This is a genomic window from Cryobacterium roopkundense, from assembly GCF_014200405.1.
Lineage (GTDB): Bacteria > Actinomycetota > Actinomycetes > Actinomycetales > Microbacteriaceae > Cryobacterium > Cryobacterium roopkundense.
Genome location: NZ_JACHBQ010000001.1, coordinates 3,447,778 through 3,473,470 on the forward strand (window position 1 = coordinate 3,447,778; position 25,693 = coordinate 3,473,470).

At 65.7% G+C, this 25,693-nt stretch carries 25 protein-coding genes and 1 tRNA gene; 10 read left to right on the forward strand and 16 right to left on the reverse strand.

Going from position 1 to position 25,693, the window contains the following annotated elements:
• Positions 1 to 6: 6 nt before the first annotated feature.
• The 4 genes from BJ997_RS16080 to aceB all read right to left on the reverse strand — a co-directional run bounded on the left by BJ997_RS16080 (position 7) and on the right by aceB (position 3,728).
• Entirely contained in the window at positions 7 to 534 is a 528-nt protein-coding gene (locus BJ997_RS16080) for a GNAT family N-acetyltransferase (RefSeq protein WP_035835423.1), read from the reverse strand.
• Between the two features lie 10 nt (positions 535 to 544).
• Positions 545 to 1,030 carry a signal peptidase I gene (locus BJ997_RS16085; protein WP_183323606.1) on the reverse strand — a complete coding sequence of 162 codons (486 nt, stop codon included), beginning with the start codon at positions 1,028 to 1,030 and terminating at the stop codon, positions 545 to 547.
• Positions 1,031 to 1,111: 81 nt separating this feature from the next.
• The gene (locus BJ997_RS16090; protein ID WP_152602074.1) at positions 1,112 to 1,798 is read right to left on the reverse strand and encodes a hypothetical protein; all 687 of its coding nucleotides are present in this window, start codon (positions 1,796 to 1,798) and stop codon (positions 1,112 to 1,114) included.
• A 253-nt stretch (positions 1,799 to 2,051) separates the two neighbouring features.
• A complete protein-coding gene (gene aceB / locus BJ997_RS16095) occupies positions 2,052 to 3,728 on the reverse strand; it encodes a malate synthase A (RefSeq protein WP_084141059.1) in 1,677 nt (558 codons plus the stop codon).
• 153 nt (positions 3,729 to 3,881) lie between these two features.
• On the opposite strand from aceB, the gene BJ997_RS16100 reads away from it, so the two are divergent.
• The gene (locus BJ997_RS16100) at positions 3,882 to 5,369 is read left to right on the forward strand and encodes a helix-turn-helix domain-containing protein (RefSeq protein WP_052541959.1); all 1,488 of its coding nucleotides are present in this window, start codon (positions 3,882 to 3,884) and stop codon (positions 5,367 to 5,369) included.
• A gap of 133 nt (positions 5,370 to 5,502) precedes the next feature.
• On the opposite strand, the gene BJ997_RS16105 is transcribed toward BJ997_RS16100, so the two are convergent.
• The 3 genes from BJ997_RS16105 to BJ997_RS16115 are packed head-to-tail and all read right to left on the reverse strand — an operon-like array spanning position 5,503 to position 8,944.
• Positions 5,503 to 6,348 carry a transglutaminase family protein gene (locus tag BJ997_RS16105; RefSeq protein WP_035835391.1) on the reverse strand — a complete coding sequence of 282 codons (846 nt, stop codon included), beginning with the start codon at positions 6,346 to 6,348 and terminating at the stop codon, positions 5,503 to 5,505.
• Positions 6,345 to 7,274: an alpha-E domain-containing protein gene (locus BJ997_RS16110; protein WP_035835392.1), complete on the reverse strand. Its 930-nt coding sequence runs from the start codon at positions 7,272 to 7,274 to the stop codon at positions 6,345 to 6,347. Before BJ997_RS16110 ends, BJ997_RS16105 begins: the two co-directional genes overlap by 4 nt.
• Positions 7,274 to 8,944 carry a circularly permuted type 2 ATP-grasp protein gene (locus BJ997_RS16115; RefSeq protein WP_035835426.1) on the reverse strand — a complete coding sequence of 557 codons (1,671 nt, stop codon included), beginning with the start codon at positions 8,942 to 8,944 and terminating at the stop codon, positions 7,274 to 7,276. The genes BJ997_RS16110 and BJ997_RS16115 overlap by 1 nt, the downstream gene beginning before the upstream one ends.
• A 256-nt stretch (positions 8,945 to 9,200) precedes the next feature.
• Here BJ997_RS16115 and BJ997_RS16120 point away from each other — a divergent pair, with 256 nt between their 5' ends.
• Positions 9,201 to 10,019, forward strand: a complete 819-nt coding sequence (locus tag BJ997_RS16120; protein WP_160175837.1) for an ABC transporter permease subunit — start codon at positions 9,201 to 9,203, stop codon at positions 10,017 to 10,019.
• 14 nt (positions 10,020 to 10,033) lie between these two features.
• The gene (locus BJ997_RS16125; RefSeq protein ID WP_152602075.1) at positions 10,034 to 11,653 is read left to right on the forward strand and encodes an ATP-binding cassette domain-containing protein; all 1,620 of its coding nucleotides are present in this window, start codon (positions 10,034 to 10,036) and stop codon (positions 11,651 to 11,653) included.
• Here BJ997_RS16125 and BJ997_RS16130 read toward each other — a convergent pair.
• Positions 11,643 to 12,341, reverse strand: coding sequence for a GntR family transcriptional regulator (locus BJ997_RS16130; protein WP_084141061.1), 699 nt, complete (start codon positions 12,339 to 12,341; stop codon positions 11,643 to 11,645). The two genes, BJ997_RS16125 and BJ997_RS16130, sit on opposite strands and share 11 nt — an antisense overlap.
• Positions 12,342 to 12,598: 257 nt before the next feature.
• Between BJ997_RS16130 and BJ997_RS16135 the strand changes: the two genes are divergently transcribed.
• Positions 12,599 to 14,032, forward strand: coding sequence for a gamma-aminobutyraldehyde dehydrogenase (locus BJ997_RS16135; protein ID WP_035835396.1), 1,434 nt, complete (start codon positions 12,599 to 12,601; stop codon positions 14,030 to 14,032).
• Between the two features lie 176 nt (positions 14,033 to 14,208).
• Here the strand turns inward: BJ997_RS16135 and rplA are convergent, their stop codons facing one another.
• The 5 genes from rplA to BJ997_RS16160 all read right to left on the reverse strand — a co-directional run bounded on the left by rplA (position 14,209) and on the right by BJ997_RS16160 (position 16,932).
• The gene (rplA, locus tag BJ997_RS16140; protein ID WP_035835397.1) at positions 14,209 to 14,898 is read right to left on the reverse strand and encodes a 50S ribosomal protein L1; all 690 of its coding nucleotides are present in this window, start codon (positions 14,896 to 14,898) and stop codon (positions 14,209 to 14,211) included.
• A gap of 92 nt (positions 14,899 to 14,990) precedes the next feature.
• Complete coding sequence (rplK, locus tag BJ997_RS16145; protein ID WP_035835398.1) at positions 14,991 to 15,422, reverse strand: 50S ribosomal protein L11; 432 nt, start codon at positions 15,420 to 15,422, stop codon at positions 14,991 to 14,993.
• A gap of 89 nt (positions 15,423 to 15,511) precedes the next feature.
• Positions 15,512 to 16,468 carry a transcription termination/antitermination protein NusG gene (gene nusG, locus BJ997_RS16150; protein WP_035835399.1) on the reverse strand — a complete coding sequence of 319 codons (957 nt, stop codon included), beginning with the start codon at positions 16,466 to 16,468 and terminating at the stop codon, positions 15,512 to 15,514.
• A gap of 79 nt (positions 16,469 to 16,547) precedes the next feature.
• A complete protein-coding gene (secE, locus tag BJ997_RS16155; RefSeq protein WP_035835400.1) occupies positions 16,548 to 16,817 on the reverse strand; it encodes a preprotein translocase subunit SecE in 270 nt (89 codons plus the stop codon).
• Between the two features lie 42 nt (positions 16,818 to 16,859).
• Positions 16,860 to 16,932, reverse strand: a tRNA-Trp gene (locus BJ997_RS16160).
• Between the two features lie 189 nt (positions 16,933 to 17,121).
• Here BJ997_RS16160 and BJ997_RS16165 point away from each other — a divergent pair.
• From BJ997_RS16165 to BJ997_RS16175, 3 genes are all read left to right on the forward strand, one after another.
• A complete protein-coding gene (locus tag BJ997_RS16165; RefSeq protein WP_035835401.1) occupies positions 17,122 to 18,324 on the forward strand; it encodes a pyridoxal phosphate-dependent aminotransferase in 1,203 nt (400 codons plus the stop codon).
• A gap of 242 nt (positions 18,325 to 18,566) precedes the next feature.
• Entirely contained in the window at positions 18,567 to 19,829 is a 1,263-nt protein-coding gene (locus BJ997_RS16170; protein WP_268871349.1) for a PspC domain-containing protein, read from the forward strand.
• Positions 19,826 to 20,056, forward strand: a complete 231-nt coding sequence (locus tag BJ997_RS16175) for a hypothetical protein (protein WP_035835403.1) — start codon at positions 19,826 to 19,828, stop codon at positions 20,054 to 20,056. The genes BJ997_RS16170 and BJ997_RS16175 overlap by 4 nt, the downstream gene beginning before the upstream one ends.
• On the opposite strand, the gene BJ997_RS16180 is transcribed toward BJ997_RS16175, so the two are convergent.
• Together BJ997_RS16180 and BJ997_RS16185 are read right to left on the reverse strand one after the other, a co-directional pair.
• Positions 20,053 to 20,730 (reverse strand): LuxR C-terminal-related transcriptional regulator, encoded by a 678-nt coding sequence (locus BJ997_RS16180; protein WP_035835404.1) that lies wholly within the window; start codon positions 20,728 to 20,730, stop codon positions 20,053 to 20,055. The genes BJ997_RS16175 and BJ997_RS16180 overlap by 4 nt on opposite strands.
• Positions 20,727 to 21,989: an ATP-binding protein gene (locus BJ997_RS16185; protein WP_035835405.1), complete on the reverse strand. Its 1,263-nt coding sequence runs from the start codon at positions 21,987 to 21,989 to the stop codon at positions 20,727 to 20,729. Before BJ997_RS16185 ends, BJ997_RS16180 begins: the two co-directional genes overlap by 4 nt.
• Positions 21,990 to 22,117: 128 nt before the next feature.
• Between BJ997_RS16185 and BJ997_RS16190 the strand changes: the two genes are divergently transcribed.
• Genes BJ997_RS16190 through BJ997_RS16200 form a run of 3 tightly spaced genes read left to right on the forward strand, consistent with a single transcriptional unit; the run spans position 22,118 to position 24,551 of the window.
• Positions 22,118 to 23,587 (forward strand): PspC domain-containing protein, encoded by a 1,470-nt coding sequence (locus BJ997_RS16190; RefSeq protein WP_035835406.1) that lies wholly within the window; start codon positions 22,118 to 22,120, stop codon positions 23,585 to 23,587.
• A 12-nt stretch (positions 23,588 to 23,599) separates the two neighbouring features.
• Positions 23,600 to 23,890 carry a hypothetical protein gene (locus tag BJ997_RS16195; protein ID WP_035835407.1) on the forward strand — a complete coding sequence of 97 codons (291 nt, stop codon included), beginning with the start codon at positions 23,600 to 23,602 and terminating at the stop codon, positions 23,888 to 23,890.
• 22 nt (positions 23,891 to 23,912) lie between these two features.
• Positions 23,913 to 24,551, forward strand: coding sequence for a DUF6518 family protein (locus tag BJ997_RS16200; protein ID WP_052541960.1), 639 nt, complete (start codon positions 23,913 to 23,915; stop codon positions 24,549 to 24,551).
• Between the two features lie 125 nt (positions 24,552 to 24,676).
• Here the strand turns inward: BJ997_RS16200 and BJ997_RS16205 are convergent, their stop codons facing one another.
• Positions 24,677 to 25,633 carry a hypothetical protein gene (locus BJ997_RS16205; RefSeq protein ID WP_052541961.1) on the reverse strand — a complete coding sequence of 319 codons (957 nt, stop codon included), beginning with the start codon at positions 25,631 to 25,633 and terminating at the stop codon, positions 24,677 to 24,679.
• Positions 25,634 to 25,693 lie beyond the last annotated feature (60 nt).

Consider the following 25,693-nt stretch of genomic DNA (forward strand, 5'->3'; position numbering starts at 1 on the left):
ACCACGTCACAGCGGGCGCTCGAGCACGTAATCGTTCTCGAGCACACCGCCGAGCAGGAAGGTCTTACGGCCCACCCGAGTGAAACCCTGCTTTTCGTAGAAGCGGATGGCGCGGGCGTTGAGTTCATTCACCCCCAGCCAGGCACCGACCGCTCCGCGCTCCCGCGCCACATGCAAGGTCGCCGCCATCAGCGCCGCCGCGAGCCCCCCACCGTGATTGCCCGCACGCACGTAGCACTTGCTCACTTCGGCCGTCGGCCGGATTGCGATCGCGGCGCTCACATCGGGGTCGGTCGGGTCGCCGAAATTGACCATCGTGTAGCCGAGCAGTGTGTGCCCGACCTCGGCCACGAGAAGCAGCCGATCGGGATCGGCGAGGTAGGTCACAAAGTTGCCCTCGCCCAAGACATCTCGCAGAAATGCTTCGACGGCGGCGGCCGTGGTTTGGGGCGGGCACGCCAGCTCGAAGGTGGCGGCGGCCAGCTCGGCCAAGCCAGGGGCATCCGCTGTGGTCGCGACCCGTATTGTGCTCACCGGCTCCACACTAGGCGGCGGCCGTGGCAAGAGTCACAGGTTCCTCGTCGTCGTCGCTCGAAAAGGCCACCCAAAAGCTCAGCACGCACAGCACGAGTGACCCGAGGGTCAGTGGGTTCTGAAAATAGACGACCCAGAACCCGACCTTCGGCGGCGACGCCACGACCCCGCCGATCACGTCGGCGACGGCAACAGAGCTGGCATCGTCGGCCTCATTTGCGTCCCCCCTGGTCACGAGGCTGCCGTCGGCGTTGACTGACATGAGCCGGTGCGTCACGACCGCACCCTCACGCAGGAACGTAATCACCTGGCCAACGGCGTACTCCTTGACGTGAACGACCACGAGGCTCTCGGGAGGAATCGCCGGAATCATCGACCCCGTCTGCACCACGTAGGCGCGGTACGGCAAGACCCCCGTCGCGATCAGAACGACAGGCGCGCCGACGAGGGCAAATACGGTGACGACAATGGCCACCATTCTCACAATGCTCGCCACAGTCCTCGTCCCTCGATCTTCACCGAAAATCGGGAGCGGATGCCGACTGCTGTTGGCGGCATCCACTCCCGGCGTACTTACCTAGGGCGTCTGACCGACCTGCGTGGCCACGATCTGGTACGGGAGTCCGTAGCCTGCAATCGTGGGGGCAGGTTGGTTTTTCTGCGCAACGGGGTATGCATTCCAGGTGCCGCCGCCGGCTTCAGTCTGCTTCACGGACTTCCCCGCGTAAGCGAACGTGAACGACACGTTTCCGGTCACACCAGGCGCCATGTCGGAGGCGAGCTTGTAGGACGGCAGGAGAGGGTTACACAGTCCGGCGCCCGGGCCAAACGGTCCGCAGGTGTTTTCCGTCACCGCAACGTTGGACTTCCCGTCGTTCAAGTTGGTCGAGTCCAACAGCGCCGTGCCGTTTGCCGCGAGGTGGAACTCGCCGTAGGTGCCGAGGTCGTTCAGCGCGCGCAGGGCTTCGGGGTTGTTGAAGACGACCCACACATCTTGGTTGTTCAGGCCGGTATTGGTATAGCGCGAGGTCACGGTCTGCGGAGTGCCGGGAAGCAGGTTTGTGAATGCCAGCCCCAGACTGTCCGTCCCCGTGCCGTCGGCACCGGCAACCTTGATCGAGCCGACGGTGCCAGAGATCTCCCCCTGGGCGGTGTCGCTGAAATACGCCCCCGTTGGTCCGAGCGCGGCCAGCGCCATGGACAAAGCCACCGCCACTCCCCCGGCTCCGAAAATCATTCTCTTGCGGTTTTTCGTCATATTCACGTTCGTTCTCTTCTCTTAATTGAGCTGTACAGAACTGAACGACAGTGTGGATCCCCACCATCTCCAATGAAAACCCTATGAACTCGCCATGGGCACGTCTGTCCCCTTTCGGCCCCCATAAGACGGGTGGACCGATTCCTTACTACCCCCAGAACGACCGAAAAAGCGGGCAATCGCCCCCTGGAGAACCAGGGGGCGATTACCCGCTTGCAGCGATGTAGGCGCTTGAGGAGTCAGTCGGAGCGAGCCTGCGTTAGAAGAAGCGGGCATAGGCTCCCACGGTGAGGAAGCTCGGAAACTCCGGCTCGAGCGCCGCCGTGCGCAGCACCATGAGTGCGTCGTCGTAGCGATCGCCGTCCGCGCGTTCGAGGCCGGCAACGGTCTCGGCGAGGAGCTCGTCAACCCAGGCGGAGTCGATGCGACGACCCTCCACAGTGACCGAGTTCTCGTGGATCCACTGCCACAGCTGCGAGCGGGAGATCTCGGCGGTGGCAGCGTCTTCCATGAGGTTGTCGATGGCCGCGGCACCGACACCGCGGAGCCAGCTCTCGATGTAGCGCAGGGACACGAGCAGGTTGCTGCGCACGCCGTCTTCGGAGATGGTGCCGCCGATCGAGCCCACGTCGAGCAGCTGTGCCGCCGTCACCTCAACCTCGGGGCGCGTGCGCTCGAGCTGGTTCGGGTTCTCGCCGAGCACCTGGTCGAACTCGGCCTGGGCGGTGGGGATGAGGTCGGGGTGGGCCACCCAGGTGCCGTCGAAGCCGTCCGTCGCCTCGCGACGCTTGTCGGCGGTGACCTGGGCGAATGCACGCTCGGTGACCTCCGGGTCGCGGCGGTTGGGGATGAACGCGCTCATGCCGCCGATGGCGTATGCGCCACGGCGGTGGCAGGTTGCCACGAGCAGCTCGGTGTACGCACGCATGCAGGGCACGGTCATGGTGATCTGTTTGCGGTCGGGGAAGACGAAGCGGCGACCGCGGGCACGGAAGGTCTTGATGATGCTGAAGATGTAGTCCCAGCGGCCGGCGTTCAGGCCGGCACAGTGGTCGCGCAGCTCGAAGAGAATCTCGTCCATCTCGAAGGCGGCCTGGATCGTCTCAATGAGCACCGTGGCGCGAATCGTGCCGTGCGCGATTCCGAGGCGGTCTTCGGAGTAGCTGAAGATGTCGTCCCAGAGGCGGGCTTCCTTGTGGCTTTCGAGCTTCGGCAGGTAGAAGTAGGGTCCGCTGCCCTTTTCGATGAGCTTCTGGGCGTTGTGGAAGAAGTACAGTCCGAAGTCGATGAGGCTCCCGGACGCCTTCATCCGACGGTTCGCGCGGTCGACGAAGGTCACGTGCTTCTCAACGAGGTGCCAGCCGCGCGGACGCATAACGATGGTGGGCGTCTCGTCGCCGACGGTGTACTGCTTGCCTTCGGGGCTCGTGTAGCTGAGCTGGTCGCGCACGGCGTCGATCAGGGTGATCTGCCCTTCGACCACGTTGGCCCAGGTAGGGCTCGTGGCGTCTTCCTGGTCGGCGAGCCACACCTTGGCGCCCGAGTTCAGCGCGTTGATGGCCATCTTGCGGTCGGTCGGTCCGGTGATTTCCACGCGACGGTCTTCCAGGCCGGGGCCGGCGCCGGCGACGGTCCACTCGGCGTCGTTGCGGATGTGCGCGGTTTCGCTGAGAAATTTGGGGTCGCGACCGTTCGCAGCATCCACCCGGGTCTGCAGCCGAGCGGCCAGCAGGTCGTGCCGGGTGCCGGCGAAGCGTTCGTGCAGTTCGGCGAGAAACTCGAGCGCCTCTGACGTGAGCACTTCGTCATAGCGGTCGCCGAGCGGGCCGGTGACTTCGAGGTGCGGACGAATGGTGGCGAAGCTGCCGGTGTTCGTCTTGACCTGCGTCGAGCCAGTCACCGGGCGATCGATCGTCGCAGGGTTTGTGGTGGTCATGGTAATTCTCCTCAGTTATTGGTGTGCTGCGTTGGTGATGCCGTGTGCCTACGCCATAACTCTCTCGCTAACGCAAGCGGTCGAACCGAAAAGGTTTGGGTGAATAAACGCAGTTCTTCTGTTTTGTGAAACTTTTTCGTGCGACACTGATGCATGGTCACTTCCGGCACCGTCACCCTGCCCCCGCTCATCGAAGAGAAGTCAGAGCTCGATGCGCTTACCCTCGGGCGACGCATCCGCGAGCTGCGCACGGAGAAGCGAATGACCCTCGACACTCTGGCCGCCGCCATCGACCGCGCACCGTCGCAGCTGTCGATGATCGAGAACGGCAAGCGCGAACCACGCCTCTCGATGCTGCGCACCATTGCGGTCGCCCTCGACACCACGGTCGACGAGCTCTTGAAAACGGATGCCCCTTCCGAGCGTGCCGCCCTGGAGATTTCGGTCGAGCGCGCCCAACGAGGTCCGGTCTTCGAAGCCCTCGGGCTGCCCCGCATCCGAGTGTCCAAGGGACAGAGCGACGAAACGCTGCAGACCATCCTGAGCCTGCACAACGAAATTGACCGCCTGCACCGCGAGCGGGCTGCTACCCCTGAACAGGCTCGACGAGCGAATGCGGAGCTGCGCGCGATCATGCGCCAGCAGGACAACTACTTTCCCGAACTCGAGGCGCTCGCCCTCGAACTGCTCGGGGCGGTCGGTCATTCCGGCGGCCCGGTCTCGCAGCAGGTTGTCGCGGACATGGCCACGCATCTCGGATATTCACTGCACTATGTGAACGACCTGCCGCATTCCACCCGTTCGGTGACCGACAAGCTCAACGGACGCATCTACCTGCCGACCGAACGGTCGGCCTCCAGAGACTCCCGCCCGCCCATCCTGCAGGCTTTTGCGAGCCACCTGTGCGGGCACGATGAACCGAAAAATTACGCGGATTTTCTGCGACAGCGGGTGGAGACGAACTACCTCACCGCGGCCATCCTGCTGCCGGAACGTGATGCCGTGCGCCTCCTCACTGAGGCGAAGACCCTGCGCCGCATCTCGATGGAAGACCTGCGCGACGCGTTCTCGGTGTCGTACGAAACCGCGGCTCATCGCTTCACGAATCTCGCCACGGCGCGACTCGACATTCCGGTGCACTTCATGAAGGTGCACGAGTCGGGCACGATCATCAAAGCCTACGAAAACGACTCGGTGCGGTTTCCGAGCGATGCCCTCGGTGCGGTCGAGGGCGCCACAGTCTGCCGCACGTGGACGGCCCGAACCGTGTTCGACGTGGCCGACCGGTTCAGCGCCTTCTACCAGTACACCGACATGCAGGCGGGAACGTTTTGGTGCACCTCCCGCATCGAGAAGGCCAAGGAGGGCGAGTATTCGGTGAGCGTGGGGGTCCCCTTCAACGAGGTCAAGTGGTTCCGTGGCCGCGAAACGCCGCACCGCTCTGTGTCGAAGTGTCCCGACGAGTCCTGCTGCCGCATGCCCCCGAGCAACCTGGCCGACCGTTGGGCGGCCAACTCCTGGCCGGCCGCGCGCACGCCCACCAGCCTGCTCGCGGCGCTGCCCACCGGCACGTTCCCCGGCGTCGACCAGACCGAGGTCTACCAGTTCCTCGAGAACCACTCCCCCAAAGTCCCTGCGTAGCCACAACCCACCCTCCGCAAAACCGGTGATTCTCCAGAAACGCCGTTCGCGACGCCTTGGGTCACCCCGGCTACCCCACACGGCCTGTCGCGAAAAGCACCGGTTTTGCGGGAGAGCAACGTGGTCCGGGGCATCAGCGCTCTCGGGTGATCTCCACAGTGACGAAGAGCTGGGAGCCGAACGGGCCAGCGTAGACCCCGCGCAGGGGAGCAACGTCGTTGTAGTCGCGGCCGCGCCCCACGGCGACATGCCGGTCACCGATATCGATGGAGTTGGTGGGGTCGAATCCGCGCCACTGCCCGCAGAACCACTCGACCCAGGCGTGGGACTCGCCCACGACAGTCTCCCCGATCTCGGCATCCGGTTTCGGGTGCAGGTACCCCGACACGTAGCGCGCCGGAATCCCGACAGAGCGCAGCGCCCCGAGCGCAATGTGGGTGATGTCCTGGCATACTCCGCGGCCGTCGACCCAAGCTTCCCTCGCGGTGGAATGCACACCGGTGACTCCGTGCATGTATTGCATGTGGTCTCCGATGGCCTCACAGATTTCGAGGGCGGCTTCGGTCGGGCTGAGGTGCAGGGCGGCGATCTCCGCAGCCAGGCGTTCCACCTCCGGGGCCGGCTCCGTGAGCAGGGTCTGCCAGGTGTGCTCGATAGACGCCGTCGATGCCGCGGACACGGCCCCCAGCTCGGGCCACAGCACAGCGTCACTCGGATGCGGAACCGGATGCACCTCCACGAGGCTCACGGCCGTGAGCGAGAGCTCCCGGTGAGGCGTCAGCACCTCGAACGACGAGACCTTGGTTCCCCAGTAGTCCAAATACCCGTGCTGACCGGAGACCGGGGAAATGTCCAAGTGGGAGAAGAGCACAAACTGGTCACTTGAACTCACGGGGAGCATGCGGGCTTCGTTGTACGACGCCCCGACTTCCCCTTCGTATCGGTAGCCCGTGACGTGGCGGATACGCAGCCGGTTCATGAGGCCTCCCCTGTCCAGCTCTGCGAGGCATGCGTGGGAAAGTAGCGGTCCCCAATGGCTTCCGCCGCGGTGCTCGTGGCCCGTTGCACGATGGCCATCTGCCCGGGCAGGTCGCTCAGCACCTCTTTGATGGGCTTGTATTCCAGCTGACTGCGGATGCGGCCCAGCAGCCGCAGCGACCGGTCGGAGACGCCGACCCGGTCCAGGCGCGGTTCCATTTCCCGGAGGCAACGCTCGGCCTGCGTGATGGAGTACACGACGGAACGAGGAAACAGCCGGTCCAGGAGCAGGTATTCCGCCGCGTTCTGAGCCGACGAGACCCCTCGATAGGTGCGCAAATAAGATTCATAGGCGCCGCACGAGCGCAGGATCGTGGTCCAGGACGGCGCGCTCGCCTGGGTGAGCGATCGAGTCGCCAGGAGCCTCGACGTCATGTTGGCCTGCTCAAGGCTGCGGCCGAGAGTGAAGAACAGCCAGGCTTCGTCCCGGCTGGCGCTGGACTCCACAATTCCCACGGCGAGCGCGGCCCGTTCACGCACCCAGGCGAAGTAGTCGTGTGTCTTTTCGCTCGCGATCTTGCGCGGCATCCGGGTATGTGTGGCGTTGAGACACTCCCATAGTTCCGTCGACACAATTTCGCGGGCTCGGCGAGCGTTTTCTCTAGCCGCGCCCAGGGAGTAGGCAATTGATCCCGCGTGCGCCCGATCGAGGGCCAGGGTGGCAAGCACGTCTGCACGGGTCAGCGACCGGCCCTTCGGCGCGTCATGACCCATCAGCTGGAGCAAAGATCGGCAAGCGGTGTTTTCATCGATCCACGGGTCTTCGAGCAGCAGCTGAAGGTGTACGTCGAGGATGCGCGCGGTGCCGTCGCTGCGCTCGATGTAGCGTCCGATCCAAAACAGGCTCTCTGCAATGCGACTGAGCATTACGCTGTCCCCTCCACTGACCCTTGTTGTTGCATCTGCGGCTGCCCGGTGGTGGCCAGTGGCGCCTGGGCGGGCGGCTGGTCCACCGGCACATGGTCGACCGGTGCCCGAATGATCGGGATCGACTGTGTGGTTGCGGCCTGTTCAGCCACGAGTTCGGGGATACCCCTCCCGGCCACTGCCACGAAGTCGCGAGCCGCGCCGAGCACCCACGTATCTTTGGATCCTCCGCCTTGGCTGGAGTTGACCACGAGTTCACCCTCCGGCAGCGCAACGCGCGTGAGGCCGCCCGGAAGCACCCACACGTCAGTGCCGTCATTCACGGCGAAGGGCCGGAGGTCGGCGTGACGCGGCCGTAGTCCCTCTTCGACCAGGGTGGGAATCGTCGACAGCTGAACGACCGGCTGCGCGATCCACCCGCGCGGATCTCTGATGAGCTGGCCACGCAGCGCGTCCAGCTCAGTCCGGGAAGCAGCGGGGCCCACGACGAGCCCTTTGCCGCCGGAACCGTCAACGGGCTTGATCACGAGCTCGTCGAGACGGTCGAGCACCTCCTCGAGCGCGCCCGGATCTTCCAGGCGCCAGGTGTCGACATTGGGGATGATCGGGTCTTCACCGAGGTAGTACCGGATCAGGTCCGGCAGGTACGTATAGACCAGCTTGTCGTCTGCCACACCATTTCCCACGGCGTTGGCGATCGTCACGTTGCCGAGTCGCGCGGCCATCATGATTCCCGGCGATCCGAGCTCGGAATCAGCTCGGAACTGCAGTGGGTCGAGGAACTCGTCGTCGACGCGCCGGTAGATCACGTCTACCCTGGTGGGGCCCGCCGTCGTGCGCATCCACACGTGTCCGCCGGAGCAGAAGAGGTCGCGGCCTTCCACGAGCTCAACGCCCATCAGCCGAGCCAGCAGCGTATGTTCGAAATACGCCGAGTTGTAGATTCCCGGTGTCAGCACCACGATCGTCGGATCGCCGCCACACGCCGGAGCCGCCGCCCGCAGTGCCTGCAGGAGCTTGCCCGGGTAGTCGCCCACGGGCCGGGTAGACATGGACGAAAAAAGTTCCGGCAGCGTCTGGGCCATCACCCGGCGGTTCGAGATCACGTAGCTCACGCCACTGGGCACGCGGACGTTGTCTTCGAGCACGCGCCAGGCGCCCTTCTCATCGCGAATCAGATCAATTCCCGACACCTGGATGCGCACGTTGTTCGCCGACACGATTCCGGCCGCCTGTCGGTGGAAATGCTTCGACGAGCTGATGAGTCCGGCCGGTATCACCCCATCACGCACGGCCGCCTGTGGGCCGTAGATGTCCTCGAGGAAAGCTTCCAGCGCCAGCACTCGCTGGGAGATCGCCGATTCAACGGTCACCCACTCGGGCTGCTCGATCACTCGGGGTACGGCGTCGAGCGGGAAGGGGCGCTCTTCACCGGCAAAGTCGAAGGTGACCCCCTGGGCGAGATATGACGTGGCCAGGGCGTCCGCACGTCCGCGCAGTTCCTCCTGGGTCATCCTCGCGAGAGCGGCGTACACATCCTTATACGCCGCTCGGGCTTCACCCCGATCGAGGGACGACGTGTCGGGGAACATTTCATCCCAGGGGCGCGCGGAATCTCGGCGGCTACGGGGGGCAGTTGACCTGCCATATCCAGCGAACAGATCGACCATGAGGCGAGCGTAGTGCGCGAGTGTTGCGGCAGTGTTTCGGGCAAAAGGGGGCGTGGACATACGGTTATTTCACACTTTTGCACTGTCAACAAACCACTGCCCCCAGTCCGGGGGCCTTTTGTATGCAAAGCTCTTACCTACCGGATCTTTTCTTAGTTAAAAGTGCCGGTTTGCCACAGAATTGCCAGAGATTGCATACAGTAAATCCGGCCGCCCTGCGACCCGATACACCCGAACGATGAAATGTGAACCGTCCATGACTTCTGCCGTGCCTCGCAGCAGCCGTACGGATGGAACGTATGCCGTACTTCTCCGTCGGGTGCGCATTCCCGCGGCAGGTGTCGGCGTGTTCACCACCTTGGGTGTCGCGGCGCTCTATCTCCTCCCGCTGGGTGACTCCGCCGGCTGGCTCCTGCAGCGGATGCCTCTCACGGCAGGTGTCGCCCTCGCCACGACCATCGTGACGGCCGTCCTGGGTCTTGGCGTCGCCCCCCTCGCCGCTCACCACGGCCGCACCCTGGATCGCGTCCTGCACGGCGTCGTCCTCGGCGGACAGGTGGTGCCCGCGCTCTGGGTGGGCCTCGCGCTGTCGACCGTCCTGATGGCCACGCCCGCTGGCGTCTCCACGGTGCGGTACATCCCTGTGATGGAGTCGGCCACCGGATGGCTGGTTTCCTTAGCCATTCCGGTGGCAGCCCTCACGCTGGGGTCGGCCGCCGCCCTCGCTCGCCAGCTCGCGCAGTCGTCGGCGGTACTGCTGGAGTCCGATCTCGTGCTCACCCAGCTCAGTCGGGGGCTACCCGCCGGATACGTCTTTCGTCGACACGTGATGCGGCATGCCCTCCCGGCCGGCGCGAGCCTGCTCGCCCTGCATTTCCTCGGTCTGTTCGTGAGCATTCTTGCCCTCGATGCCGTCGTCGTGCACGAGCTCGACCCCGCCTCACTCCCGGCGCAGAACCCCGAGCCTTCAATCGCGCTCATCGCCGGCGTCTCCGTCATTGTCGTGGCCAGTGTCGTGTACCTCGCACAGCGCGCCCACCTGGGCTTTCTCCGAGCGCGCGGAACAGCGCTGTGAAAGCCGCCGGGCGCGTGACCGACCTCCTGCTTCGTCGCTCGGCTCGGCATCCGCTCGCTGCTGCCTCCCTTGTCGTTCTCGCCGTACTCACGGCCCCCGCGTTGGCCGTCTCCTGGATCACGAACGGCATCTGGCCACCCAACGATTTCTCCGACCTGATGCAGGGAGCCCCCGCTTCCCTGCTCATCCCCCTGCTCGGCGTGGCCGTGTCCGTCGTAGTGGGGACATCCTGCGGGCTGGTCGCAGGCGTGTATGCGGGACACTTCAATTCCCTCGTTGGCTGGGTCGCCTATGTCACGGCGTCGGTGCCGGCGCTGATCTTTCTTGTCGTTGTGATGGTTGATTCCAGCCGGAGCCTGACCGGGGCCATGGTGATCTTCGGCGCGCTCCTCACGATTCCCTTTTTCCTGCTCGCCCGCAGCACCGTGGTCTCGGTGGAGCATCGACCCACCGTGCACGCCCTCCGTGCGCAGGGCCTCACCGCCGTGCGCCTGCTGGTTCGCTCGGTCTTTCCAGCCCTGCGCTATCCGCTTCTTGCACTGGTCCTGATCGAGTCCAGCGTTCTGGTGAGCATTCATGCCCTGCTGACATTTCTGGGGCTGGGGGGAGAGACCGGCCCATCGTGGGGTGCCCAAGCCAGGGAAGCCCTGCAAAACATGCCCACAACGCCCCCCTACAGTTGGGGGCCGAGCGCGCTCCTGCTGCTCACTGTGGCCGCGCTGGCCACCTTGGGTCTCTCCATTCTGCGAGCCCAGCGGCTCCTCACGCCGACGGGGTCACCCGTGCGATCAGCCGACGGCGAGGAACAGTGGCTTCTCGACGAGCCGTTGCCATCGACCTGGTTTCGTTCATCGGCGCTGCTCGACGTGCGCGGTCTGAAGATTCGTTCCGAATCCAATCCGGAGTCGCCGGAGATCGTGAGCGGCATCTCGCTCACCATTGCCCGCGGCGAGGTGGTGGCTCTGCTCGGCGAAGCCAACTCCGGTGCCCTCGAAATCGCGCTGGCGATAGCCGGACTTCTCGGACCCCGCACCACTATCTCCGGCGGCTCCATCCTCTTCGACGGCATCGAGGTCGTCGGCATGACAGAACGTTCCCTCTCCCGACTGCGAGGAACGGGCGTTTCCTATCTCCCGAGCGATCCCCTCTCGAGCCTCGACCCGGCGTTCTCCGTGGCACGTCACCTGCAGGCCCCGCTAACGAAGACCGTGGGCCTGTCGAGGTCCGGTGCGGCCGCACGTTCCGTCGAACTTCTCGCGCGGGTCGGATTCCGTGATCCGCGTGCCATCCTCGCGCTTCGTCCGGCTGATCTGACGCCGATCATGGCCGCACGGGTACTGATCGCCGGTGCTATCTCCTGCGATCCTCACCTGGTGATAGCGCACGAGCCCACGTCAACCCTCTCCGGGGCGGACGAGGCCGACATTCTCCGGCTGCTGCACGGCCTGCAGGAAGAGCGCGGGCTCACGGTCATTGTGGTCACCCACAGGGTTCGGCTGCTGGCCGCGAGTTGCCGCCAGGTGGCGGTGGTGCAGGCCGGCATGATTGTGGAGCACGCGTCGGTCAGCGACCTTTTTGACGCCCCGCAGCATCCGTATACGCGCGAGCTTCTGTCTCGCGACGCTAGTCGGTAGAAGATTCCGCGACGGGAGTGCCTGACGCTTCAACGCTCTGCGACATCATGTTTCGTGCGGCCAGGATATGCGAGCGCATGGCGACTTCGGCCCACAGGGCATCCCCCGACGTGAGCGCGCTCACGATATCCCGGTGCTGATGATTGCTGCGTGCTCGGTATTCGGCTCCGTGGGTGCGAAATCGGCTTTCCATCATCGGCACACGAGACACCGACTCGGTCAGGGCGAGCAACTGGGCGCTGCCCGCCGCCACGACAATCGTTTGATGGAATTGGGCGTTGAGCAGCGCGAGCGACGCTATCCCCGCGTCGTCGGTCGCCAGCACGAAATCCTCCATACGCTCGATGAGCAGCTCGAGAAGTTGGAGGTCCGCCGCCTCGATACGCACCGCCGCTAACCCGGCGGCCCGACTCTCCAACGCCGCTCGCATGAAGTAGGTCTCTCGCATCTGTTCGATCGTCCAGGCGAGCACCGTGGCACCGCGGTTGGGCACGAACTCGACCAAGCCCGCCGCATCGAGTCGCCGCAGCGCTTCGCGCACGGGCGTGCGGCTCACCCCGAGTTCCTCGGCCAAGGCCTGCTCGCGCAGCGTGGCGTGCGCCGGCAGCTCGCCGGACAAGATCCGGGCGCGCAAAGTTTCGAAGGCCGCCTGCCCACCCGTCTGCGGCACAGATGACAACTCAATCACTACTCGCAGCCCCCTAGTGCACTGACACTGGCCGGGTCAGCTCCCGGCTCAGATGATTAATTCTGCCACATCGAACGATTTCCCCTAAGGGGGTAGACAAACAGTACATATTTGTGCTTCGAATAGGACACGGCGTCCTCGGCCGCAGCGTCGCCGTGGGGTATCGTCGCCCTAGGGCCAATTAACCCGAGGCGACAGGGCAGTCACCATAGCGATGCCCCCGCGCGCCGTCTGTACATCCTCGTGAAAGGACCGCCATGGCCATCCGTGAACTCCACAACTTCGTGAACGGCGACTACGCGGAATCCACCGCGACCGAACGACTGGACATCGTCAACCCGGCCACAGAGGTCGTCTACGCCACGAGTCCCATTTCCACAGAGGCGGATGTCGCTGCCGCCTACTCCACAGCGTCCTCCGCCTTCGAAACGTGGGGCGACACGACTCCCGGCGAACGCCAGAACGCGCTCCTCAAGTTTGCGGACGCCATCGAGGAGCGCTCGGAGGAACTCGCCGACATCGAGAGCGAGAACACCGGCAAGCCCCGCCCAGGCCTCGTCGGCGAGGAGGTCGACATGATGCTCGACCAGCTGCGATTCTTCGCGGGTGCGGCTCGCATGCTCGAGGGCAAGTCCGCTGGCGAATACATGAAGGACCACACCTCATTCGTGCGCCGCGAGCCCATCGGAGTCGTCGGCCAGGTCACGCCCTGGAACTACCCCATGATGATGGCGATGTGGAAGATCGCCCCGGCCCTCGCCGCGGGAAACACCATCGTGCTCAAGCCCTCCGACACCACCCCCGTCTCCACCCTCCTGCTCGCCGAGATCGCCGCAGAGTTCCTCCCGGCCGGCACGTTCAACGTCGTGCTCGGCGACCGGCACACCGGCCGCCACCTCGTCACCAACCGCACGCCACAACTCGTCTCGATCACCGGCTCCGTGCGCGCCGGCATGGAGGTGGCCGGCGCCGCCGCCCTCGATCTCAAGCGCGTGCACCTCGAACTCGGCGGCAAGGCGCCCGCCATCGTCTTCAACGACGCTGACATCGCATCCGCTGTCGAAGGCATCGTGGGCGCGGCCTTCTACAACGGCGGGCAGGACTGCACCGCAGCCACTCGCATCCTTGTGCAGGAGGGCATCCACGACGAGTTCATGGCCGCCCTCGCCGCGTATGCCAAGGAGAACGCCCGCACCGGAGCACCCCTCGACGAGGGCATCCTCTACGGCGCCCTCTCGAGCGCCGACCAGCTCGCCCGCGTGCACAGCGTCGTCGAGAACCTCCCCGACCACGCCACGATTGAGCTCGGCGGCAACCGCCAGGGCAGCGTCGGCTACTTCCACGAGGCCACGATCGTCTCGAACCTGCTGCAGACGGATGACGCGGTGCAGAACGAGATCTTCGGCCCTGTCATCACCGCCCAAAAGTTCACCGACGAGGCGCAGGCCCTCGCCTGGGCGAACGACGTGCAGTACGGCCTCGCATCATCCGTTTGGACTTCGAACCACGGAACAGCGATGCGCATGGCCAAGAACCTCGACTTCGGGTGCGTCTGGATCAACACGCACATCCCGCTCGTTGCCGAGATGCCGCACGGCGGGTTCAAGCACTCCGGCTACGGCAAGGACCTCTCGATGTACGGCATGGAGGACTACACCCGCATCAAGCACGTCATGAGCTACATCGGCTAACGACCCGACCGCCGCCGGTCGAGGCGCGACGAAGGAGCGATCGAGACCCCGCGACCCCGCACTCGGGTGTGAGGAACCTGTCGCCAGGCCTCGATCGCTCGTGCCTCGCGCCTCGACCAGCGGACACAGAGAAGGGCCCGTCCGAAGACGGGCCCTTCTTTTGATCTAATTCAAAATTAGATGGCGTTCACATCGAGCTGGATGCCAGGTCCGAAGGTGGTCGAGACGACACCCTTCGTGATGTAGCGGCCCTTGGAAGAGCTCGGCTTGAGGCGAACAACCTCTTCGAGGGCGGTGGCGATGTTCTCGTTGAGCTGCTCAACGGAGAAGGATGCCTTGCCCACGACGAAGTGCACGTTGGCGTGCTTGTCAACGCGGAACTCGATCTTTCCACCCTTGATGTCGTTGACGGCCTTCGCGACGTCGGGCGTCACGGTGCCGGTCTTCGGGTTCGGCATGAGGCCACGCGGGCCGAGTACCTTTCCGAGGCGTCCGACCTTACCCATGAGCTCCGGGGTCGAAACCGCGGAGTCGAAGGAGGTGTAACCGGCGGCCACCTTCTCGATGAGCTCGTCGCCACCAACCTCGTCGGCGCCGGCAGCGATAGCTGCCTCGGCGGCCGGGCCGGTTGCGAAGACGATGACGCGTGAGGTGCGTCCGGTGCCGTGAGGAAGAATCACGGTACCGCGAACCATCTGGTCTGCCTTGCGGGGGTCCACTCCGAGGCGCAGGGCGACCTCAACTGTGGAGTTGAACTTGGACGAGCCGGTCTCCTTGGCGAGAGCGACGGCTGCGGCCGGGGTGTAAAACGTGTCGGCGCCGATTTTCTCGGCAGAGGCGCGGTAGGCCTTTGACTTAGTTGCCATGTGAAATCTCCTGTGTACAAATATCGAGAGTGTGGTGCGAGCCTGGCTGGGCTCTTCCACGTCATGCTGAGGGGTGCGTGAGCTGGTGAGGCTTAGGCCTCGACCGTGATGCCCATGGAACGGGCGGTGCCGGCAATGATCTTCGACGCGGCGTCGAGGTCGTTGGCGTTGAGGTCTGCCATCTTCGTCTCGGCGATTTCGCGGACCTGTGCCTGTGTGAGCTTGGCAACCTTGACGGTGTGGGGGGTTCCGCTGCCCTTGGCAACGCCGGCAGCCTTCTTGATGAGCTCCGCCGCGGGCGGGGTCTTCAGGATGAACGTGAATGAGCGGTCGTCGTACACGGTGATCTCAACCGGGATGACGTTTCCGCGCTGGGCTTCCGTCGCAGCGTTGTATGCCTTGCAGAACTCCATGATGTTCACGCCGTGCTGGCCCAGTGCCGGCCCGATGGGCGGTGCGGGGTTGGCGGCGCCGGCCTTGATCTGAAGCTTGATCAGACCTGTTACCTTCTTCTTCGGTGCCATTGTTCTTCCTTCTTTGTAAGTTTCGAGCCGCCCCGAAGGGTTGCTCTCCCGGTGGCCCGGACGGGCCCCGGTGGTTGGGGGATGCGCTGTTAGAGCTTGGTGACTTGGTCGAAGCTGAGCTCGACCGGTGTCTCACGCTCGAACAGCGACACGAGCACGATGAGCTTTCCGCTCTCCGGCTTGATCTCGCTGATCGATCCGGGCAGGCCCGCGAAGGAGCCTTCCTTGATGGTGATCGTTTCGCCGATTTCGTAGTCGACCTCGGCGGCGATGACGCGCTGGGCAGACTTGCCGCCGTGTGCGCCACCCTTGGCGGTAGGCGCCTCGACGATTTCGACGAGGCCCTTCAGCATGCCGAAGGCCTCCTCGAAGCGAAGCGGCGTGGGGTTGTGGGCGTTGCCCACGAAGCCCGTGACACCGGGAGTGTGGCGAACCACCGACCAGCTGTCTTCGTCGAGGTCCATGCGAACGAGCACGTATCCGGGGATGCGTACGCGAGTGACCATCTTGCGCTGGCCATTCTTGATCTCCACGACATCTTCCATCGGAACCTCGACCTGGTAGATGAAATCTTCCATGGCCATCGACTGCTTGCGGTTCTCGATGTTCGACTTCACGCGGCGCTCGAAGCCGGCGTAGGAGTGGATGACGTACCACTTACCCGGCAGAAAGCGCAGTTCCTTGCGGAAAGCGTCGTAGGGGTCTACGTCGACATCTTCAGCGGCGGCCTCTTCGTTGACGAGCGATTCTTCGTCTTCGACGGCTTCCACCGAAGCATCCGCTTCCTCAGCGGAATCGATGTCCAGGGCGTCGTCGACGATGGAGTCGGCCTCGGGATCCGCGGACTCGGCCAGTGCGTCGAGGGCGGCGTCGAGGTTGACCTCAATGTCGTCGTTCTCGTCGATGACGTGCAGGGCGGCGTGCTCGGCGGCCTCGACCGAACGCTCTTCGGCGGCCAGGGTGTTGCCCTCCTGTGCCTCGTCGTCCTCAGCGGACTGCTCGGCGGCAGTGGCCCAGTCGACATCGTCGTGTTTCGTCTCAGTCACTAGATCTCAATCCTTCTCATGTGGTGCTCAATCTTCGGCAGAAAAACTACCGGTACGGCGAATGCGCGTGGGCGAGGTGTTACGGCGTTCCGAACATGTAGGTCACGGCCAGCGCGAACACCCAGTCGAATGCGGAAACAATGGCCATCATGATCACAACGAACACAAGCACGACTCCGGTGTAGCTCAGCAGCTCCTTGCGGGTCGGTGTGACGACCTTACGGAGTTCGGCAATGACCTGCCGGAAGAACAGGGACAACCGAGCGAAAGGACCGCGTTTGGACTCGCGGGCCATTCTTGCGTTCGCGACGACTTCCTCACCGGGTTCGTCGATAACTTTTCGGGCCACCTGTTACACCTTTCATGGGCCGATGGAGTTACCACCGACTTGCAGGGCGGACAGGACTCGAACCTGCAACCTGCGGTTTTGGAGACCGCTGCTCTACCAATTGAGCCACCACCCTATGGAGCGAACCACACCCGCTTCACAACACCAGAAATAGGCGCAGAAAAGCATGGCAGAGTTCAACTACCTCGATCAAGTCTAGGGCACGCAGGGCCGGGTGTAAAGCTGGGGCCACCCCGGGCGGGTTCGCCCAGATTCGCACCCCAACTTCCGGCCGAGGAATGCCCTCTCCCCGTATGCTCGTAGCGTGGCACACGAACTCAAGCGAATTTCCACTCGGATCGGCTCCATTGCAGAGTCGGCGACCCTCAAGGTTGACGGAAAGGCCAAGGCCCTGCAGGCGGCCGGGCGACCGGTGATCAGTTTCGCGGCCGGAGAGCCGGACTTCCAGACGCCGGCACACATCGTGGAGGCGGCCCTGGCGGCCGTACACGACCCGAAGAACTACCGGTACACGCCGGCGGCCGGACTGCCGGAATTGCGCGAGGCGATCGCCGCCAAGACGCTGCGCGACAGCGGTCTCGCCGTCTCCGCCAGTCAGGTCGTCGTCACGAACGGGGGCAAGCAGGCGGTCTACCAGGCCTTCGCCACGCTGCTCGATCCGGACGACGAGGTTCTCGTGCCCACCCCGTACTGGACCACGTACCCCGAAGCGATCCGCCTGGCCGGCGGCGTGCCCGTCAACGTGTTCGCCGGCAGCGACCAGGGCTACCTAGTGACGGTTGAGCAGCTCGAAGCCGCCCGAACGCCCCGCAGCAAGGTTCTGCTCTTTGTCTCCCCCTCCAACCCCACCGGCGCTGTCTATTCGCCCGAGCAGACCCGCGCCATCGGCGAGTGGGCCGAGGAACACGGCCTCTGGGTGATCTCCGACGAGATCTACCAGAACCTCACCTACGACGCAGCGCGCGCGGTCTCGATCGTCGAGGCCGTTCCGGCACTGGCCGACCGCACCATCCTCGTGAACGGCGTGGCCAAGACCTACGCCATGACCGGTTGGCGCTTGGGCTGGATGGTCGGGCCGCAGGACGCCATCAAGGCGGCGGCCAACCTGCAATCGCACCTGTCATCCAACGTGTCGAATATTTCGCAGCGCGCGGGCATCGCGGCCCTCAACGGACCCCAGGAGGCCGTGCAGGAGATGCACGATGCCTTCGACCGGCGCCGCAAGCTCATCGTCTCCGAGCTCAACAAGATTCCGGGCGTCATCACGCCCACGCCGAAGGGTGCGTTCTACGTGTACCCCGACGTGACCGGCCTGCTCGGCCGTTCCTGGGGCGGTGTCACCCCCACGACATCGCTCGAGCTCGCCGACCTCATCCTCGACCAGGTCGAAGTAGCCGCGGTGCCCGGAGAAGCCTTCGGTCCGAGCGGGTTCCTGCGCCTCTCTTACGCGCTCGGCGATGCCGCTCTTCTCGAGGGCGTACAGCGCCTCCAGCGCCTCTTCGCCTAGCCTTCCGGCGCTCTCCCCGCAACATCGACGGACTTTTCGAGGGGAAGTGGCCATTTCGGACTAGAAATCCGCGATTTTTCGTACGACCTCCGTCGAATTTGCGGGCCGGAACGCCAGCCCGATGACACACTCGTGGCCTGACCGATGCGCTGAACAGTGCTCCCCCGCCACCCGCCGACCGCGTCACCCGCTTCTTCGACGCCATTCGCTCGGCCGGCATCGCGCGCGGCCAGGATCGCTGGATCGCCGGCGTCTGCGGCGGCCTCGCCGCTCGCGCTGGCATTCCCCAGTTTGTCGTGCGGCTCATCGCCGTGATCCTCGTGCTGCTCGGCGCACCGGCTGTCTTCGCTTACGCCGCCGGCTGGGCCTTGCTACCCGACGCAGACGGTCGCATTCATGCCGAGGATGCCATACGCGGTCGTTTCGAGCCGGTGATGATCGCGATCGGCCTCCTGCTCGTGGTGTCGTTCGTGCCGTTCTCGCCGAACTATTGGTGGAGCGCTGGTTCCGCCAACCCGGTGCTGCCCGTCTGGCTTGCGACCACGTTCGCCGTTGTGTGGTCCGTCCTCATCGTGGGCGCGATCGTCTGGCTCATCATCTACCTGTCTGTGAAATCCACGACGGGCGCGACAACCACATCCGTGCCGGCATCCGCATCCGCACCCGCCGAATCGACGACGGATGCCGCGGCGCCCGCTCCGGCCCCGACAAGCAACTGGCAGGCCACCATGCGCCAGAACGAAGCCCGCGCGGAGCAGAACCGCCTGCGCCGGGAGAGCTACCAGGCCGGGCAAGCAGAGCGCGCGGCCGCGCGGCGAGCGCGACGTCCCGGTGCGGGGCTCACGGCGATCGTGCTCGGCATCGCCCTGATCAGCGGTGCGGTCGCTGCCCTCGTCTTCTCCGCCGGCGTCTGGTCACAGGCGGCGCTGACCCTCGGCATCGCCGTGATACTGGGCCTGATCGCACTGGGAATGGTTGTCCTGGGATTCCGCGGGCGCGAGAGCGGCGCGCTGAGCGGCTACGCCTTTCTGGCCGTGGTCGCCCTGCTCGTGGCGGGAATAGTGCCCGCCAATGTGCAGTTTGTGCTCATTGGCAGCCCAACCTGGTTCGCGATCGCACCGACCGAGGTCGACGCCCACAGCGGTTACGCGCTGCTCGTCGGACAGGCGACCCTTGATCTGTCCGGCCTCGACGACGGCCCGATGATGTTCATGCGCAGCAACGCCTCCCAGTCCATCAATGTGTGGGCCGGCGTGGGACAGACGCGCATTATTCTGCCGGAGCATGCACCGGTTCTGGTCGACACCACCGCTGTTATCGGCGCTGTCGACTATTCGGGCTCCCGGTCCGGGCAGGACCAGCAGGGAATCCTGCTGCACGACGCGCGACTGTTCAACTCGAACAACAGCCTCGTGCCCACTGTTGTGCACGTTCGGTCCTTCGTGGGCCAGGTCAGCATCATCATCATCATCAGCGCAACCACTCGAGGGGAAGTCACGCCATGACAGGTCCGGGGCCAGCCGCGGCATCCGCTTCATCCCAGCGTCGCCCTCGGTTCTCGACCATCGTCTGGGGTGTGATCCTGCTGCTGTTCGCCGTGTACATGGCCGTGCAGAGCGTGGCGCCCGGGTCATTTGATCCCACGCTCTGGTTGCCTGGCGTGGTGATCATCCTCGGGCTCGTTCTCGTGGTTGCCGGCGTCATCGCCGCAACCCGGCGCAACGAGGGCTAGAGAAGTTTGCGTTCGAGCGCCCAGGCCGTGAGTTCGTGGCGGCTGGAGAGCTGTAGCTTGCGCAGCACCGCCGACACGTGGGTTTCCACGGTTTTCGGCGAGATGAACAGGCTACCGGCGACTTCCTTGTAGGCGTAGCCCCGGGCGATGAGGCGCATCACCTGCTGTTCCCTGGCCGAGAGCCGGTCGAGTTCCTCAGTGGTGGCGGCGGTCTCGCCCGCCACCGCCCCGAAGGCGTCGAGTACGAAGCCGGCGAGCTTGGGCGAGAACACAGCGTCGCCCTCCGCCACCCGCCTGGCGGCGTGGGAGACCTCTGCTCCCGAGGCGCTCTTGGTGATGTACCCGCGCGCGCCGGCACGGATCACGCTCACCACGTCTTCGGCCGCGTCCGACACGCTCAACGCCAGGAACAGCGTGTTCGGCGCGCCGGGAGCCGCCTCTCGAATCACCTCGGCACCGCCGCCGCCCCGGCCGCCGGGCAGGTGCACGTCGAGCAGCACCACGCGGGGCTGCAATTCGGTGACGAGTGCGACCGCCTCGTCGACGGTGGCGGCCTCGCCGAGCACGCGGATACCTGAGTCGAGGTCGGAGCGCAGCCCGGAGCGGAAGATCGAGTGATCGTCGACGATCACGACCGGAAGGGGAGCGGATGTGTAGGGCGTTGCGTCGGTCATGGGTGTGCCTGCTCACTCGGGGAGTCGATCGGGGTACCGGGAAGGCTCAAGAGAATTTCGGTTCCGGACCCGCCGGGCCCGGGGCCCACGACAGCCGTACCACCGGCGCGGCGCATGCGGCCGAGAATCGATTCGCGCACGCCGAACCTGTCATCGGGCACATCGTCGAGGCGGAAGCCGGGGCCACGGTCGGTCACGCTGAGTTGGGTGCCGTCACGCCCGCACTCGAGGTAGACCGACACCGTGCCGCCGGCGTGCCGGGCTGCGTTGAACATGGCTTCCCGGGCTGCGGCCAGCAACGGTTCCGGGGCCTCGTCGGGAACGTTCCCGACGGCCACGACATCGAACTGCACGGCGAAGTCGGCTTCGATCAGGCTCGCCGCCCGGCGCAGCTCGGTCGCCAGATCGACCCGCTCGTCGTTCGACCCGATAAACAGCCACTCGCGCAGCTCGCGTTCCTGCGCTCGTGCGAGCCGTGCCGCCTCGCTGTGGGGGCCCGCCTTCTGCTGGATGAGGGCGAGTGTTTGCAGCACCGAATCATGCAGGTGGGCTGCGATGTCGGCTCGCTCTGCTTCTCGCGCCCTAGCCGCGCGTTCGTCGGCGAGGTCGCTCGACAGCCTGACGAACCAGGGCGCCGTGACGATCGCGAGTCCGAGCAGCACCGACACGGCCGCGGCAAGCACGGTCCAAATGCTCGGATTGTCACCCGTTACGAAGAAGAGCACGATGCCGACCGCAGTGAGGAGCAGCGCGCCGAGGGTGCGCACGAAGGCCGCGGAGGAGCTCGGGGCGGCGCCGCTGCGGAGCTCACCGAACTGGCGCCAGGCGAAGTAGACCCCCGCCAGCACCACGACGGTGGGAATGACGAGGGCGAACGAGATGGTCGCGCCGAGGCGGTTGGCGAGCAGGGCCGCGCCGGTGAGGAGCAGCGCGGCACCGAGCACGATGCCGGCCAATGGAACCGGCCGGGTCGCGTCGGGGGCCCGCGCTCCCGCCACGGGTGGCGCATCCGCTGGGACGGGAGCGGGGCTGGGAGGTACGGACGCCGCCCGCGTGAGGCTGAGCTTGGGTATGGCCGCGCCCAGATCTGCTGAGCCACTCGGCGTGGTGGCCCAGAGCCAGGCGTAGAGCAGGGCACCGGCTCCCCCGCAGAACGCCAGCAGCACCGCGGCGACGCGCACTGGGCCCACACTGAGCCCGGTGTGTTCGGCGAATCCCGCACAGACGCCGCCGATCAGGCGCAGCCTCGGTCGGGACATCCGTTCTGTTATCACCTGCTTATCAAAGCACGGCGGGTGGATCCCCGAGCTGTTACGTGCAGGAAGTCAGGGTGCGGTCAGGGTGATACCCCATGGTCGTGGCGCGAATGTACTGCCACGCTTGAACCATGACCGATGCACCGCACACTCCGCCGACCACGGCGAGCACCCCCACCTGGCGCGACCAACTCACCCGCTTCTTCACCTGGATCCGATTCTCTGGCCTGAACCGTGACACCGACCGTTGGTTGCTCGGCGTCTGCGGCGCGGTCGCCCGTCGCACCGGCCTCGACCCGCTCATCGTGCGCGGCGTCACCATCGTGCTCGCCATCGTGGGCGCCCCGGTCTTCTTCGCCTACGCACTCGGCTGGGCTCTGCTGCCCGACACCTCCGGGCGCATCCACGCTGAAGAGGTTGTGCGCGGAAACTTCACGGCTCCGTCCGTCACGAGCATCGTATTGCTCGTGGCCACCACATTCTCCTTCCTTCAGGGCTTCCACTGGGGCGGCATCGACACCGGCTGGATCCTGCCGGAGTGGCTCACCGTGTTCTTCAGCGTGGCCTGGTCAATCGCCATCACGGTGGGCATTGTCTGGCTCGTGGTGTACCTGGTGCGCCGCGGCAAGAACCGGCGGCCCGGCGGACCCGGCTCCCCGCTCGGAACCCCGGAGACCCCCAGCGCTGCCACCCGAGACGATGCCGGCTCGGGCCCCGTGCAGAACACGTCAGCGGAGGTTGCCGTGGGTGTGCTCACGCCCGAGACGCTACCCCTGGTCGCCACTCCGCTCCCATCGACCGGTCCGTCGTCGGGTTGGGAGCAGACTGCATCGGGCTGGCAGCCCACGGAGCAGAACCGCATCCGACAGGAACAGCAACGCGTCCGTCAGGACGAGCAGCAGGCCCGCCGGGCGGAACGTGCCGCGGCCCGTCGCGCGAGCCTGCCGGGTGCCGGCTTCACCGCGATCGTGCTGGGACTCGCCCTGGCCGCCGGCGCCGTGACGGCCGGTCTGGTCGCCTCAGGGACCACGGCCGCGGCTACGGGATCTGCCCTCGCCGTGGGACTGGCCGTGACTCTGGGGGTCATCGCAGTGGGCATCATCGTATCGGGCATTCGAGGACGTCGGGGCGGAGCACTCAGTGGACTTGCTTTCCTCGCCGGGGTCTCGCTTGTTGCCGTTGGCATCTTTCCGGCCGGAACCCAATTCGTGGCGGCCGGCGACCCCCGCTGGCAGGTCGCGGCGGCGAACTCCACCGACTACCGCCCCGGCTACGCCCTGGTGGCCGGTCAGGCCACGATCGACCTCGGTTTGCTCGAGGACGACAGGCTGGCCGACGAGCGCATCATCGACGTGTGGGTGGGGCTCGGCGAGACCCGAATCATCCTTCCGGAAAGCACGCCCGTGCGAGTGGAGTCCCACGCGATCGTTGGCGGCGTAGCCGACGGCGGCACCGAGGGCACCCAGCAGCAGAACGGTTTGCTGCTCAACGAAACCCACACCTTCAACGGCGGCACCGACAGCACACTGCCGGTGATCCGCGTCTGGTCCTACATCGGCCAGGTCACCATCATTCAGCCCGTCAGCACCACGAGCCGCTAGGACCATACCCCCATGACCACATTCCCCGGCGACGAGCCGACACCAGAGACCATGCCCGTCGAAACGGATGCTGCACCCGTCCCGACCGCGGCAACCGCGGCCCAGGTATCACCGCGCCGCCGCCCCCGGTTCGCGCCCATCTTCTGGGGCGTCGTGCTGCTCGCGTTCGCCGTGTACGTGGTGGTGGCCCGGCTGCTGCCCACTCCCCCCGACCCCACGTTCTGGCTGCTCGGCGGCATCATCGCCGTGGGCCTCACCCTCGTGGTGGCGGGAATCGCCGCCGCCGTCCGCCGCGCCGGCTAGGGCTCGGTGGGATCGAATGCCTGTGAGCGCGAACACCACAACACTGAGCACCACGGCACGGGTCGCCCGAAGCGCGTCGATCGTTCTGGTCGTGGCCGTCGCCTCTGTGATACTCGGAGGTGCGACCTCGTTTGCCCAGGGCGGATTTCTGGGGCCGCTCGCCCCCTTCGCGAACTCCTCGAGCGGGTGGACGCTGCTGACCGCACTGGTCGTCTGGAGCGCCCGGCGCGGTGCCGGGCTGTCCGGCTTGCTCGGTGCCGTGTCGTTCATCGCGCTCATTGAGGGATACATTCTGACCTCGCACCTACGCGGGATAGTCGACTCAGAGACCTTCTTCCTCGTGGCCGCAGTCGTCGTCGGTCCGTTCGTCGGTGTCGCCGCGTCCTGGCTCCATCGGAAGGGGCGTCGAGCAGCGCTCGGCATCGGGCTGCTCTCCGGCATCGGCATCGGGGACGCTGCGAACGGACTCGCCACCCTGGTTCCCTATACGGGCTGGTTCTACTGGGCGCTCATCGGAGTCATCGCCATCGCACTGCTTGTCGTTGTGCTTGGTCGCCAGGTTCGCGAGCCCCTCGACAGGGTGCTCGGAATTCTCGTCACCCTTCTCGTGGCGGGGGCATTCGTCGGCGCCTTCTTCATACTGAACGGTTCCTCCGTGTAGATCGCGCCCTCCGAACGACCGAAGCCCGCCGCGGCACTCGTTTGGCGAGCCGGCACCCATTCAGACGAGTGGCCGTCTGGCAGACGAGTGCCACGAGGGTGCGGGGGCACTGCCCCGCCAGCGGGCTACGGACACGCCTCGGCGAGGGGCGCCCGGCGACGACGGAGCACGGCCTTGAACGCGAGCACGGCGGCCGCGACGATGATCGCGGTAAGGATGGGTCTGAGCGTCAGCTCAGAGATCCCCAGCACCTGCTGGAACACCTGAACGCCATACTCGAGCATCTCCGCGGGGTAGCGGGCCAGAACCCGCGTGCCGGTGGCCGACGAGACAGCGGTCGCGATGGCCGGACCGATCACCGCCGACGCGAGTGCTGTGACGGCTGCGACGACCCGGCCAACGGTGTTCACGCCGCACCAGCCAATCGCGACGCCGCACAGGATCGCGGGCACCCACCGAAGCAGTCCGAGGAGCGCGGTCTGCGTCTCGGTCACGAGCCCCGGGCGGTGAACGACAAGAGCGCCCAGCCACCAGCCCACCGCGACGGCCGCGATACCGAGGCCGATGAGGGCACCCGCCCTCGGCATCCGGGCTATCAGCACGAGAACGAGCGCGCCGACGACGAAGGACGCCGTGGCGACCGAGACGACCGCAACGAGGTAAATCAGCGACTCCCGGCCGGGCCGAAGACCGTTCCCCACAACGACGGCGGCCTGCACGGTCGCGATCACCTGCGTGACGAGTACGCCCGCGGTGAGTGCGGCCAACCCGAACCGGCCTTGGCGGGCGCGCGTCGATCGGGCCACCACACCGGCGATCGCGGCCCCCACGACGATGATCCCGGCGATGAGGGTGATGGAGTATTGGCTGAACGGCAGCAATGCGATCGGCATCTCAGCCGGCAGCGTGTCGGTGCCCCAGAGGTTCTGCAGCGGAAGGCGCATGCCCGTCAGTATCCAGGGGAGCAGGCCGACCACCGCCGAAGCCACCCCGATGCCGAGCCACGCCCAGGTACCAATCTGGCGGGCCGCCGGCGCCGCCGTATCTACCTGCGATTGTCCGTTTTCCCCCGCCACAGTCATCTCCGAACCCTAGCAGTGGCCGCATCCGGCGCCGCAAGCACGTCGCAGCGGAGCGCGGGG

Bases quoted from the DNA above. Each gene is read 5' to 3' on its own strand.
- BJ997_RS16205 (WP_052541961.1), bottom strand. From the start codon at position 25,633: ATGACTGTGGCGGGGGAAAACGGACAATCGCAGGTAGATACGGCGGCG.
- BJ997_RS16175 (WP_035835403.1), top strand. From the start codon at position 19,826: ATGACAGGTCCGGGGCCAGCCGCGGCATCCGCTTCATCCCAGCGTCGC.
- aceB (WP_084141059.1), bottom strand. From the start codon at position 3,728: ATGACCACCACAAACCCTGCGACGATCGATCGCCCGGTGACTGGCTCG.
- rplA (WP_035835397.1), bottom strand. From the start codon at position 14,898: ATGGCAACTAAGTCAAAGGCCTACCGCGCCTCTGCCGAGAAAATCGGC.
- rplK (WP_035835398.1), bottom strand. From the start codon at position 15,422: ATGGCACCGAAGAAGAAGGTAACAGGTCTGATCAAGCTTCAGATCAAG.
- BJ997_RS16115 (WP_035835426.1), bottom strand. From the start codon at position 8,944: ATGGTCGATCTGTTCGCTGGATATGGCAGGTCAACTGCCCCCCGTAGC.
- BJ997_RS16190 (WP_035835406.1), top strand. From the start codon at position 22,118: ATGACCGATGCACCGCACACTCCGCCGACCACGGCGAGCACCCCCACC.
- BJ997_RS16110 (WP_035835392.1), bottom strand. From the start codon at position 7,274: ATGCTCAGTCGCATTGCAGAGAGCCTGTTTTGGATCGGACGCTACATC.
- BJ997_RS16120 (WP_160175837.1), top strand. From the start codon at position 9,201: ATGACTTCTGCCGTGCCTCGCAGCAGCCGTACGGATGGAACGTATGCC.
- BJ997_RS16135 (WP_035835396.1), top strand. From the start codon at position 12,599: ATGGCCATCCGTGAACTCCACAACTTCGTGAACGGCGACTACGCGGAA.
- BJ997_RS16185 (WP_035835405.1), bottom strand. From the start codon at position 21,989: ATGTCCCGACCGAGGCTGCGCCTGATCGGCGGCGTCTGTGCGGGATTC.
- BJ997_RS16105 (WP_035835391.1), bottom strand. From the start codon at position 6,348: ATGAACCGGCTGCGTATCCGCCACGTCACGGGCTACCGATACGAAGGG.
- BJ997_RS16100 (WP_052541959.1), top strand. From the start codon at position 3,882: ATGGTCACTTCCGGCACCGTCACCCTGCCCCCGCTCATCGAAGAGAAG.
- BJ997_RS16180 (WP_035835404.1), bottom strand. From the start codon at position 20,730: ATGACCGACGCAACGCCCTACACATCCGCTCCCCTTCCGGTCGTGATC.
- BJ997_RS16195 (WP_035835407.1), top strand. From the start codon at position 23,600: ATGACCACATTCCCCGGCGACGAGCCGACACCAGAGACCATGCCCGTC.